Origin of the sequence: Nonomuraea sp. NPDC050547, assembly GCF_044457345.1 — a bacterium.
In the GTDB taxonomy this organism is placed as follows: domain Bacteria; phylum Actinomycetota; class Actinomycetes; order Streptosporangiales; family Streptosporangiaceae; genus Nonomuraea.
Map to the genome: position 1 here is coordinate 256336 of NZ_JBITGW010000015.1, position 12210 is coordinate 268545.

The 12210-nt window shown below is 71.1% G+C and carries 11 protein-coding genes; 5 read left to right on the plus strand and 6 right to left on the minus strand.

What is annotated here, in order from left to right; genetic code table 11:
* Positions 1–11 precede the first annotated feature (11 nt).
* Positions 12–848, minus strand: coding sequence for an ABC transporter ATP-binding protein (locus ACIBHY_RS34340; RefSeq protein WP_379611814.1), 837 nt, complete (start codon positions 846–848; stop codon positions 12–14).
* Positions 849–1064: 216 nt separating this feature from the next.
* On the opposite strand from ACIBHY_RS34340, the gene ACIBHY_RS34345 reads away from it, so the two are divergent.
* Positions 1065–1718, plus strand: coding sequence for a phosphotransferase (locus ACIBHY_RS34345; protein ID WP_397308862.1), 654 nt, complete (start codon positions 1065–1067; stop codon positions 1716–1718).
* A gap of 10 nt (positions 1719–1728) precedes the next feature.
* The gene (locus tag ACIBHY_RS34350; RefSeq protein WP_397308863.1) at positions 1729–2676 is read left to right on the plus strand and encodes an NAD(P)H-dependent flavin oxidoreductase; all 948 of its coding nucleotides are present in this window, start codon (positions 1729–1731) and stop codon (positions 2674–2676) included.
* Here the strand turns inward: ACIBHY_RS34350 and ACIBHY_RS34355 are convergent.
* Positions 2671–4842, minus strand: coding sequence for an alpha/beta fold hydrolase (locus tag ACIBHY_RS34355; protein WP_397308864.1), 2172 nt, complete (start codon positions 4840–4842; stop codon positions 2671–2673). The two genes, ACIBHY_RS34350 and ACIBHY_RS34355, sit on opposite strands and share 6 nt — an antisense overlap.
* Positions 4839–5564 carry an ABC transporter ATP-binding protein gene (locus tag ACIBHY_RS34360; protein ID WP_397252660.1) on the minus strand — a complete coding sequence of 242 codons (726 nt, stop codon included), beginning with the start codon at positions 5562–5564 and terminating at the stop codon, positions 4839–4841. Before ACIBHY_RS34360 ends, ACIBHY_RS34355 begins: the two co-directional genes overlap by 4 nt.
* Positions 5565–5672: 108 nt before the next feature.
* Between ACIBHY_RS34360 and ACIBHY_RS34365 the strand changes: the two genes are divergently transcribed.
* Together ACIBHY_RS34365 and ACIBHY_RS34370 are read left to right on the plus strand one after the other, a co-directional pair.
* A complete protein-coding gene (locus ACIBHY_RS34365) occupies positions 5673–6743 on the plus strand; it encodes a sensor histidine kinase (RefSeq protein ID WP_397308865.1) in 1071 nt (356 codons plus the stop codon).
* Entirely contained in the window at positions 6695–7339 is a 645-nt protein-coding gene (locus tag ACIBHY_RS34370) for a response regulator (RefSeq protein ID WP_397308866.1), read from the plus strand. The genes ACIBHY_RS34365 and ACIBHY_RS34370 overlap by 49 nt, the downstream gene beginning before the upstream one ends.
* 5 nt (positions 7340–7344) lie before the next feature.
* On the opposite strand, the gene ACIBHY_RS34375 is transcribed toward ACIBHY_RS34370, so the two are convergent.
* Complete coding sequence (locus ACIBHY_RS34375; RefSeq protein ID WP_397308867.1) at positions 7345–8916, minus strand: ABC transporter permease; 1572 nt, start codon at positions 8914–8916, stop codon at positions 7345–7347.
* Between the two features lie 2 nt (positions 8917–8918).
* On the minus strand, positions 8919–9947 hold the full coding sequence (locus tag ACIBHY_RS34380) for an ATP-binding cassette domain-containing protein (protein ID WP_397308868.1): 1029 nt from the start codon (positions 9945–9947) through the stop codon (positions 8919–8921).
* A gap of 132 nt (positions 9948–10079) precedes the next feature.
* Here ACIBHY_RS34380 and ACIBHY_RS34385 point away from each other — a divergent pair, with 132 nt between their 5' ends.
* Positions 10080–11243, plus strand: a complete 1164-nt coding sequence (locus ACIBHY_RS34385) for a calcium-binding protein (protein WP_397308869.1) — start codon at positions 10080–10082, stop codon at positions 11241–11243.
* A gap of 373 nt (positions 11244–11616) precedes the next feature.
* Here the strand turns inward: ACIBHY_RS34385 and ACIBHY_RS34390 are convergent, their stop codons facing one another.
* On the minus strand, positions 11617–11922 hold the full coding sequence (locus ACIBHY_RS34390; protein WP_397252654.1) for a hypothetical protein: 306 nt from the start codon (positions 11920–11922) through the stop codon (positions 11617–11619).
* Positions 11923–12210: the final 288 nt, after the last annotated feature.

Here is a 12210-nt window from a genome sequence, read left to right on the forward strand (position 1 = left end):
GGGGAGCGGCGTCAAGAAGCATCGCGGGCCGCCAGCGAGTGGTAGAGGTCGTCCAGGGACGGGTTGCGCAGGTCGACCGCGCTGACCGGGCGCTCGGCCCGGTTGAGCAGGTCGATGAGCGTGGCCGTGGGCTCCGTGGTGGAGACGCTGATCTCCTCCTCGTTGTCCAGCGTGAGGCGTACCTCGCCGGGCAGGCCCTCGATCAGCTCGTCGTAGGTGCCCCGGGCGATCACGCGCCCGTCGCGGGCGACCGCGATCGTGGCCTGAAGCTCGGTGATCTCCGGGAGGTAGTGGGTGGTGTACACGACCGCCGCGCCCTCGCCGGCGCGCTGTTTGACGACGTCGAGGATCGCCTGCCTGGTCTCCAGGTCGGCGCCCGCCGTCGGCTCGTCCAGCAGCATCAGCCGCGGGCGGTGGATGAGCGCGGTCGCGGCCTGGATACGGCGCTGCTGCCCGCCGGAGAGCCGGCCGGTGCGCCGGTCCATGAGGTCGGTGAGGCGGAGCAGTACGGCGAGGTCGTCGATGGCGGAGTCCAAGGCGGCGCGTCGCAGCCCGCCGAGCCGGCCGAACAACACCAGGTGTTCGCGGACCGTCACGGTGGGATAGAGCGCGATGTGCTGGGGCGCCACACCGACCTGGCCGCGCACGTCGGCCGGCGGCTTGCCGTCGATGGTCACGTGGCCGCTGTCCTGGCGCAGCAGGTTGGAGACGATCTCCACGAAGGTCGTCTTCCCCGCCCCGTTGTGCCCGACCAGTCCGACGATCTCGCCGGACGCGACGCTCAGGGTGAAACCGTCCAATGCCGTGACCGGGCCATAACGCTTGACAAGATCGACTACTTCCAGCAACGCGCACCTCCTCAGGTGCCTTATTGAATGCAGCCCAATAATTCGATTTAAATCGGCTGTCGTCGCCACCATAGCCCCATATGCATTTGGCGGCTTATGGCAGGAAGTTCTCTGCGAATACTGGACATCAGGGCAGGTGAGCGTTGTCACTGGCCACTAGTTACCGCAATTTCTGGCCAGTGCGGTTTTTGCCGATCCGTGCTTAGGCTTAATGGCATGCATGCGGGAAACCTGATCGCTTCCGGCCGTGACTGCCACATCCTGGCCTCCGGCTCCGGCAAGGTCATCCGGCGCGCCCGCGACGGCCGCAGTCTTGAGCGCGAGGCGTCGATCATGCGGCACGCGCGGCGGCACGGCTTCCCCGCTCCCGAGGTGTACGACGCCGACGGCCCCGACATCCTCATGGAGCACCTCGACGGGGTGAGCGTGGCCGACGACGCCCGCGCTCACCCGAACCACCTGCCCGGCCACGGCAGCCTGCTCGCCGGGCTGCTCACCAGGCTCGGCGCGATCCGCGCCCCCGGCTGGCTGCCGGCCGCCGACGGCTGCCCCGGCAACCGCCTGCTCCACCTGGACCTCCACCCGGCCAACGTGCTGCTGACCGCCGACGGCCCCACCGTCATCGACTGGGCCGACGCGGCCAGGGGCGCCGCCGCGGCCGACGTGGCCTCGACGTGGATCGTGCTGGCCTCGGCTCCGTTGGACCCGGCGCTGGAAGAGCTGCGCCCCGACCTGCTGGCCGCCTTCCTCGACCACGTCGACACCGACGCGGCCCGCCGCTACCTCCCGGTTCTGGGATCGCGCCGCAGGGACCACGAACACACGGGCGAGGCGGAAGGCGCCAGGATCACCGCCCTCCTCACCCTCTAGCCTGGAGTGCATGCGTACCTGGGTGACCGAGCGGTTCGGGCGGGAGGTGCCCTTGGTCGGGGCGCCGATGGCCGGTGCGGGCGGGGGACGGCTGGCCGCGGCCGTGTCCGGAGCCGGGGCCCTGGGGATGTTCGGGGTGGGCTCGTCGGACACGCCGGAGTGGATCGCGGAGCAGGCGGCGATCGCGGGAGCGGGCGGCCTGCCGTTCGGGATCGGCCTGATGGCCTGGACGCTCCCCGGCAACCCGGCGCAGGTGGACGCGGTGATCGCGGCGCGGCCGAGTCTGGTGTCGGTGAGTTTCGGGGACTACGCGCCGTATGTGGCGCCGTTGCGGGCAGCGGGAATCACCGTCGTGACGCAGGCGGGCACCACGCGGGAAGCCGTTGAGGCCGAGCGCGCCGGGGTGGACGCCGTCGTGGCGCGTGGCGGCGAAGGCGGCGGGCACGGCAGGGACACGGTGGCCACGTTGCCGCTGCTGCAGAGTGTGCTGGACGCGGTGAGCGTGCCCGTGCTGGCCGCCGGAGGCATCGCGGGCGCGCGGGGACTGGCCGCCGTGCTGGCCGCGGGCGCCGAGGGAGCCTGGGTGGGAACGGCGTTCCTGGCCTGTACGGAGGCGCGGGGGTCCGCCCCGGCCAAGCGGCGGATTCTCGAAGCGGGTGAGGAGGACACCGCCTACGGGCGGGTGTTCGACGTGGCCCAGCGGCTCGCGTGGCCCCGGGAGTACGGCGGCCGCGCCCTCCGCAACCACTTCTTCGACACCTGGCACGGCCGCGAACGCGAACTGGCCGAGGACGAGCAGGCGGCGGCGGAACTGAGGACGGCCCGCGCCGCCGGCGACTACGACACCGCCTGCATCTACGCCGGCCAGTCGGCCGGCATGGTGCGCGAGGAGCGCCCCGCCGCCGCGGTCGTCGCCGGCTTCGCCGAGGCGGGGGAGCTCCTGCGCCGCTGGTCATGACCGGCAGACGGCCCCGGGCGGAGGCAGCTTCAGCCAGGTCAGATACCTGTTGACGTGCCCGATCGTGCAGGGCTCCGCGCTGAGGTAGAGGCCGTGGCCGTGGCCGTCGAAGCGGATCGTCGCCGAGCCCGGCACCTGCTTGACCAGTTGGTCCACGTCAGGCTCGGTCCAGCTCGCGGCGCCGAGCAGGGGCGGCAGGCCGGTGGACGGCAGCGGCTGGGGCGGGTTACCCGGCGGCTCGGGCCAGCCGGGGCAGGCGAGACCGTGCCAGAGCTCGTGCTGCGGGTAGCTGGGCGCCAGCCGTTCGTTGCGGCTTCTGGCTTCGGTGAAGTCGGCGTATTCGCGGAAGCCGATGCCGTCGAGGCAGTGGGTCATGTTCATGCCGACCGGCGACGGCGGTTTCAGGCTGCCGGTGCCCGCCTTGACGTAGTCGGCGAAGCCGGACGCGTCGCCCGCCCTGGCCAGCACGATCGCCTTGGCCAGCTCCTTCCAGCGGAAGTGGTCGGTGCCGGGAGAGATGAAGTGGGGCCCGGCGGCGATCTGGACGTCGAAGCCGTCGTAGGAGACCTGCCGGCCCCTGACCGGGATGCGCTTCGCCGAGGCCACCTCCCGCCAGGCCTTGGCCACGTCCTGGCCGTTCAGCACGCACTCGGTGGTGCCCGCGCACCACGCGGCGAACTTGACGAGCTGCCCTTCCATCACCTGGTGGCGCAGGCGCCGCTGGTTCAGCAGATTGACCGCGCCGTCGAGGACCATGGCGCGTACCCGGGAGGGGAACAGGCGGGCGTAGTTCGTGGCGGTGACGCCGCCATAGGAGGTGCCGAGGAAGCTGAGCCGTTCCTCGCCCAGCGCGATCCTGATCGCCTCGACGTCCCTGGCCACGGAGGCCGAACCGAGGTTGCCGAACAGCTCGGCGTCCCGGGCGCGGCACTTCTCGGCCGCCGCCCGGTTGACCGCGGCCTGGCGGTCGAACTCCGCCTCGTTGGACGGCAGCCGGATCCAGGGACCGCCCAGCAGGCAGTCCTTGGACAGGATGCCCAGGTCCAGGCCGTTGCGCGGGGTGAAGCTGATCACGTCGAAACGCTGACGGAGCTGGGCGAAGGCCGCGCCCTTCTTCTCCAGGTCCTCGATGCCGGAACCACCGGGGCCGCCGGGCAGGGCGAAGAGCGTGCCGATCCGGCGGTGGGCTCCGGTGGCGGGCAGCCGTACCAGGGGGAGGGTGATCTTTCGCCCCTGCGGTTTGTTCCAGTCCACGGGCACCTGTACGGCCCCGCACTCCATGTCCTTCTTGCAAGGCCGCCAGGCGAAGTCCGACGCCTGCGCGGGCTGCGCCACGACGACCGTGGCCAGCAGGATGCCGGTGGCGGCGAGCCCGGCGATCATCGGATGCGTCCTTCTGCCCCTGAGCGCGATCGCGACCACACCCGCGCTCAGCGCCGCGACCGGGTAGGCCAGCAGCAGCGCCAGCGCCGCGACCGGCGGCAGCAGCCCGTCGCCCACGAGACGGTCGAGCATGACCGAGCCGACCCGCGCCTGCCACGGCTGCGGCAGCGTGGCGGCAGCGGTCGGCAGCACGAGCACGATCATGATCAGGACCACCAGCGTCCCGGCCGTGGAGCGCACCACGGCCCCGATGCCCAGCCCGACCAGCGTCACCAGCCCGATGGCCACGCCCGACAGCAGCACGCCGCTCAGCACGCCCGGCTCCGACAGCGGCGTGCCCAGCGTGCGCCCGTCCATGAGCACGTGCCCGGCGTGCCCGCCCAGCATCGCCATCGCGCCGTAGTGCATGGAGAACGCCAGCACCTGCCCGGCCACCAGCCCCACCCCGAGCAGCACCGGAACCTTGGCCATCAACAGCACGTGCCGCTTCGGCACCACCGTGAGGCTCGTCCGGATCTGCCCGGTGGAGTATTCGGCGGTCACCGCCAGCGCGCCCAGCACGCCCATGACGAAAAGCGCCACCTGCAACCCCGGCCCGAGACCGTCGCCGATGCCGGTGAACCGCATCCGGTCCGCCGCCTCCTGCCCGGCGAAGCCGCGTACCACCATGGCCGCCAGCCCGACGCTGATCAGCACCGACAGCAGCGAGGCCGCCAGCAGCCAATGGTTCGAGCGCAGCGTGCGGAACTTCATCCATTCCGCCGCGATCGCGTCCCCGATCATGCCCGTCCCCCCGCCGCGAACTCCACGCTGGCCTCCGTCAGCTCCATGTACGCGTCCTCCAGCGACCCGAACCGCCCGACCAGCGAGGCCATCGAGGCGTCCTCGATCAGCCGGCCCCGCCCGATGAGCACCACGTGCGCGGCCGTCTTCTCCATCTCGCCCATCAGGTGGCTGGACACCAGCACCGTGCGACCCTCGCCGGCCAGCGTGCGCAGCACCCCGCGGATCCACCGGATCCCCTCCGGGTCCAGCCCGTTGACCGGCTCGTCGAACATCAGCACCCCCGGATCGCCCAGCAGCGCCACCGCGATGCCGAGCCGCTGCCGCATGCCGAGCGAGAACCCGCCCACCCGCCGCCCCGCGACCCCCGCCAGTCCCACCAGCTCCAGCACCTCCTCCACCCGCCGGGCGCCGATGCCGTTGCTGCGCGCCACGCACGCCACGTGCGCGCGCGCCGTGCGCCCGCCGTGCACAGCGGACGCGTCCAGCAACGCGCCGACCTGCTCAAGCGGCCTGCCGGTCATGCCGTACGGCCGGCCGTCCACCAGCGCGATGCCCGCGTGCGGCGCCTCCAGGCCGACCACCGCGCGCATCGTGGACGACTTTCCGGCGCCGTTCGGTCCCAGGAACCCGGTCACCTGGCCGGGTTTCACGGCGAAGGTCAGCTCGTCGACCGCGACGGCGGCGCCGTACTTGATGGTGAGCCCATGTATCTCGATCACCGCTCCAGGCTCGCGCGCCGCGTACGCGCAGGCCATGGGCGCACTCCCCCTCCGGGGGGTAGGCCTAGGCCTACCGACGCACCGCCCGGGAGAGGGCAGACTGCAGGGGTGGAGAGGATCGGACGGGGCTGGGCGGTGCGCGCCGCGCTCAACGTGCTCACCGGGGTGGCGGCGCTGGCGCTGCTGCTCGCGCTGCCGTTCGCGCCGCGCCCGATCCTGCGCGCCGCCCGCACCCTGGGCCGGGTACGCGAGCCGGACCCCGGCGACCTGCGCGTCATCGCCTGGCTGGCGGCGCACGGGGTGATGGGACCCGGCACCGTCCTGGCGATCGGCAGCATGCTCTCGATGATCGGGGTCATCTGGAGGGTCTACACCCCGTACCCGTCGAAGAACCTGACGATCGCGTTCACGCTGTCGATCATCGCGATCACCCTGCTCAGCGCGCTGACCGCCTACACCTCCCTCCGCTTCCAGGACTATCTGGCGCTGCTGCTGCTCGGCGAGACGCCCGAGGCGCGGCGCATCAGGGAGCTGACCGCCTCCCGTGCCGCCGCCGTCGACGCGCAGGCCGCCGAACTGCGCAGGATCGAACGCGACCTGCACGACGGCGCCCAGGCCAGGCTCATCGCCATGCGCATGAACCTCGGCCTGGCCAGGAAGAGCACCGACCCCGCCCTGACCCGCGAACTCGTCGAGGAGGCCTGGCGCTCGGCCGCCCAAGCTCTGGACGACCTGCGGGGCCTCGTCCGCGGCATCCACCCTCCGGTGCTCGCCGACCGCGGCCTCACCGGCGCGATCCGGGCCGCCGCGATGCTCTGCCCGGTGCCGGTCGAGCTCGACCTCGACCTGCCCGGCCGCCCCGAGGCGCCGGTGGAGTCCGCGCTGTACTTCGCCGCCGCCGAGGCCCTCTCCAACGTGGCCGCTCACAGCCAGGCCACCCGCGCGTGGGTACGGCTGCGCTACCCCGGCGACCGAATCAGGCTCACCATCCGCGACGACGGCCGGGGCGGCGCGTGGCCTTCCGCCGGTACGGGCCTGCTCGGCATCGAACGCCGCCTGTCCGCCTTCGACGGCACCCTCACCGTGGCCAGCCCCGCTGGCGGGCCGACAGAACTGACCATGGAGTTGCCGTGCGCGTTGTCATCGCGGAAGATCTCGCACTCCTCCGGGACGGCCTGATCCGCCTGCTGTCCACGCACGGTTTCGAGGTGGTCGAGGCGGTCGACAACGGCCCGATGCTGCTCGCCGCCCTGCTCAAGCACCGCCCCGACGTGGCCGTCGTCGACGTACGGCTCCCGCCCACCCAGACCGACGAGGGCCTGCGCATCGCCCTTGAGGCCCGCCGCCGGGTGCCGGGGCTGCCGGTGCTGATCCTGTCGCAGTACGTGGAGCAGCTCTACGCCCACGAGCTTCTGTCCGACCGATCCGGTGGCGTGGGCTATCTGCTGAAGGACCGGGTCGGGGATGTCGAGCAGTTCGTCGACTCGGTCCGTACGGTCGCCGCCGGCGGCACCGCCATGGACGCCGAGGTCATCGCCCAGCTCCTCACCAGGCGCGGGCGGGACGAGCCGCTGGCCGGCCTGACGCCGCGGGAGCGGGAGGTGCTGGGGCTGATGGCCGAAGGCCTGTCCAACCATGCCATCGCCGCCCGGCTCGTGGTCACCGAGAAGGCGATCGGCAAGCACACGTCCAGCATCTTCGCCAAGCTCGGGCTGCCGCCCAGCGACGACCAGAACCGCCGGGTGCTGGCGGTTCTGGCCTACCTGGAGTCCTGACGTACTCAGACCAGGGCCCTGCGGTTGAGGGCGGTCAGCCCCGCGGCGGTGAGCGCCGCGGTGAGCGCGGTCATGATCAGGAGGGGAACGGCGCTGAAGTTCTCGCCCGACAGGACCATCGGCAGGTTGGGGAACGGGACGAAGTACTTGGCGATCCAGTAGTCGATCCCGATGATCGGGCCGAGCACCTCGCCGAAGAGGTTGACGAACAGGAACGCGGCCCAGCTGATCGCGGCGGCCGCCTTGGGCAGGACCCCGAAGGCCAGCACACCCACCCCGGCCAGCACCCAGACGGCCGGGACCTGCACCAGCGTGCCGGGCAGCACCGACAGCGGGTCGCCGACGGCCACGCCCATCGCCAGGCCCGCGAGGCCCAGGATGACGACCGGCCCGGCCAGCGCGAACACCAGGTGGCTCCAGGCCCAGCGCAGGCGGCCCACGGGGTGGGCCAGCAGGAGTTCGGCGCGGCCGGTGGTCTCCTCGGCGCGCAGCCGTAGCAGGGCGAGCAGGGGGTAGAGGGCGGCGACGTAGCCGAGCGAGAGGCTGATCAGCCACAGGTACGCGTCGGTCATGCCGGCCTCGGGGGAGGCGGTGTAGCGGCGCAGGAACTCCTCGACCGAGGCGCCCTGGCGGGAGACTTCGGGGATCGACAGGGCCAGGGCGCCGAGCACCAGACCGGCGACGGCGTAGCCGATGCTCCAGCCGGTCAGCAGCCCCTTGTGCAGACGCCAGGCCAGGGCCAGTGGGGAGGACAGCCGGCGCGCGTGCGCCGGGCCGGGACGCTGGGCCAGGATGCCGTGGCCGAGATCGCGGCGGGCGTTGAGCCGGTACGCGGCCGCCATCGTGGCCAGCGAGAGGGCCAGGCTGGGCAGGAGCGCGGCCAGGTCGTTGGCGGCGTACGGCTGGACCAGGTGCGACCAGCCCTGCGGGGAGGCCCACTTCACCGCGTCGCCCGCGCCGCCGTCGGCGACGAAACGCAGCAGGTACGACAGGCCGAGACCCATGGCCGCCAGGCCGATCGCGGTCCTGGCGCCCTCGGTGAACTGGGCGGCCAGCGCGCCCACGCCGGTGAAGACGAGCCCGACCCCGGTGATGGCGGCGCCGAAGGCGAGCGAGCCGGTGACGTCGAAACCGAGCTTGATCATGGAGAACGCGGTGACGATGCCCGCCAGCAGCATGGAGGTGGCGGTGACGGCGAGCGCCGCCGTCAGCGGAGCCAGGCGGCCGATCACTCCGGCCCCGACCAGTTCGGCGCGGCCGGACTCCTCCTCGCCCCTGGTGTGCCTGATCACGGTGAGGATCGCGATCAGGGCGAGGATCGTGTAGATGGCGTCGGCGTTCTTCCAGACGGCCATGCCGGCGATCGAGGGGGAGTAGACCTCGCCGGCGAAGGCGGTCAGCGCCTTGTTGGCGGTCATCTCGCGGGCGAAGTCGGCTATGGACTGGGGCGTTTGGAAGGTCTGGGCGTAGCGGTTGGCCTGGCCGGCGGCGAGGACCGCCAGCAGGAGGATCCAGGCGGGGGTGATGAGGCGTTCGCGGCGGATGACGAGCTTGATGAGGGTCCAGGTGCCGTGCATGGTCAGTTGCCCTTCCCGGCTGCGGGGTGGCTGCTCTTTCCTGCCGCGGAGTGGCTGTCCTTCTCTGCCACGGAGTGGTTGCCCTTTCCTGCCACGGAGTGGCTGGAATTCTCGGCCGCGGAGTGGCTGCCCTTCCCGGCCGCGGAGTGGCCGGATTTCTCGGCCGCGTAGTGGCGCATGAAAAGGTCTTCGAGGGAGGGTGGGGTGCTGGTCAGGCTGACGATGCCGGACTGGGCGAGGGTCAGCATGGTCGTGTCGAGGTCCTGGTCGTCGACCTGGAAGCTGATCTTCCGGCCGTTGGTGGTGAGGTTGCGGGCGGTGGGGAGCGCCGGGATTTTCCCCGAAATTTCGGCGGAAATCTGGGTCATGGTGAGGTGGCGAAGTTCGGACAGAGTGCCCGATTCGACCGTGTGGCCGGCGCGGATGATGCTCACGCGATCGCACAACGCCTCCACCTCCGACAGGATGTGCGACGACAGCAGCACCGTGCGGCCCAGCACCTTCTGCTCGGCCACGCACTGCTGGAAGACCGCCTCCATCAGCGGGTCCAGGCCCGAGGTGGGCTCGTCCAGGATGAGCAGCTCGGCGTCGGAGGCGAACGCGGCTACCAGGGCCACCTTCTGCCGGTTGCCCTTGGAGTACGTCCTGGCCTTCTTGCGCGGGTCAAGCTCGAAGCGTTCCAGCAGCTCCGCGCGCCGCGTACGGTCCTGGCCGCCCCGGATCCGGCCCAGCAGGTCGATCACCTCGCCGCCGGTCAGCGACGGCCACAGGCTCACGTCGCCCGGCACGTACGCCAGCCGCCGGTGCAGCTCGGCCGCGTCCTTCCAGGGGTCGCCGCCCAGCAGGCGTACGGAGCCGGAGTCGGCCCGCATCAGCCCGAGCAGGATCCGGATCGTCGTCGACTTTCCTGAACCGTTCGGGCCAAGGAAGCCGTGCACCTCACCGGTGTGGACGGTCAGGTCGAGCGCGTCCAGCGCGGGCGCCTTGCCGAAGCTCTTGTGAAGCCCTTGGACGGCTATCGCGGTGTTCATGTCGCTCCTCGAAGCGGGAATTCTTGCAGGTCAAAACGCTAGATTTCCCGGGCTTCCGGCGGTATCGGGCATCCGCCCTAACTGTCAGCAGGCTGCAAGTCCGGAGCAATGGGACGGGCGCACAGTCCGACCATGAGACCAGCCAGCAAGTTAGCCATGGCCGCCACGGCGGCCCTTCTCGTCGCGTTCGGAGCCTCGCCCGCGACCCCCGCCTCCGCCACGTCCGTCGCTTCCGGCACCTCCGTCGCTTCCGGCACCTCCGTCGCTTCCGGCACCTCCGCCACGTTCGGTGCTTCTGGCGCGGACACCTTCGCCCGGGTCATGTCCGGCGAGCTCGAGTACAAGGCCGCGCCCGGACAGGTCAACCATGTGACCTTCACCGCACCGGACGCCGACACCTACCTCGTGGACGACATCGTCCCCATCACTCCGCTGAACGGCTGCGCCCACCCCGACCCGGCCGACCTGACACTCGTCGAATGCACCGCCGCCGCCACGTTCAGCGGCCAGCTCATCATCGACGTCGGCGACCTGGACGACATCGTCAACCCGACCGGCCCCAACCACGCCCTGATCGGCCTCGGAGCCGGAAACGACGTGGCGTACGGCTACCCGGGGAGCATCGGCTCGCTGGTGAGCGGCGGCACGGGCAATGACGTCATCCATTCCGGGCCGGGCCGTCACACCATCGACGGCGGCTTGGGCACCGACACCGTCAGCTACGCCTCCCGAGTAGCCGCGGTGACGGTGAAGCTGACAGCGTGCCCATGCGGCGAACCAGGAGAGAACGACGGCCTGCCCGGCATCGAGAACGTCACAGGCGGCTCAGGCAACGATCTCCTGGAGGGTACGGCAGCCGCCAACGTGCTGAGCGGCGGCGCGGGCGACGACACCATCATGGGCTGGGACGGCAACGACAGCATCTACGGCGGACTGGGCAACGACTTCGTCAGCGGCGTGAAGGGCAACGACACCGTGTCCGGAGGCTCCGGCGACGACGAGGTCTTCGGCGACTGGGACAACGACATCCTGTACGGCGACGCCGGCCACGACACGGTGTACGGCGGCCCGGGAGCGAACACGGTGACCGGCGGCAGCGGCAACGACACCTTGTACGGCGGCCCAGTGACAGACACCCTGAACGGTGGAACGGGTAACGACACCATGGAGGCCGGAGCAGGCAACGACACGCTACGCGGCAGCTACGGCACCGACCACCTGGACGGCGGCACCGGAGCAGCCGACGACTGCGACGGCGGCCCCGACCCGGACACCGAAACCAACTGCGAAATCTAACCCAAAAGAAACTCCGCTACGCTCCGCGCGCCCTGCCCGAGGCCCGCCCCGGGCTAAGGTGCTCCGCTTCGCTCCGCGCGTTCTGTCTGGGCCCGCCCGTTGCCCGGCTAGGTGCTTGGCCGGTTGGATCCCGCCCTGGACAGAGGTGCTCCGCTTCGCTCCGCGCGTTCTGTCTGGGCCCGCCCGCTGCCCGCCTAAGTGATTGGGCAGTTGGACCCCGCCCTGGACAGAGGTGCTCCGCTTCGCTCCGCCGCGTTCCGGTCACGCTATCGCCCGGCTCGATGGCACGCGCCTTGAAGCTCAGCGCCAGTAACACGGCACAACCGGACCAGGCGGCCGCCCTCACCGTGGCCGCCTGGTCCGGCGTCATCGGTCAGTCAAGCGCCATGAAGCTGCCGACGTTGTCCACCCGGACTTCGCCGGGCTCGACCGGGTTGAAGATCCTGGTCCGGCATGCGGAGTCGGGGAACACCAGGATGGTCCCCTCGGTGGCATTACGCACCAAGGAGCCGGCGCCGGTGCCTACGTGACACACGTGGGGCTGAGGGTTCTCGACGGTCTTTTGCGCGCCGCTCGGCGAGTGGAGGAACACGACGCCTGGTGCGGCGAAGGCGGGACCGGTGCCGACGAACGCGAGCGTCGCGGCGGCGGCCACCAGCATGAGGGGGATCGGGCGCATGAGGTTTCCCTTCTGTCGTGGGGATGGACCTCACCAGGCTTCACCCTTCGCAGCAGGTCCACCACTCTCCGTAATGTCACGCTGCGCTGGCCAAACGGTACGTATGCCAAGCCCACCCGAGCTCTTTCGACTCTGAGGCGGACAAGGGTTCTACCGCTCAGCCAGGGCGGTCAGGAGCCGATCGTCCTCTACGCCGGCCTTGGCGGAGCGGGGACTTCTGCCCAGTGAGCCGTACGCAAGGCAATTGAATCTGCAAGCTCCGCGAACACCGCTTCTCGCGCACACGAG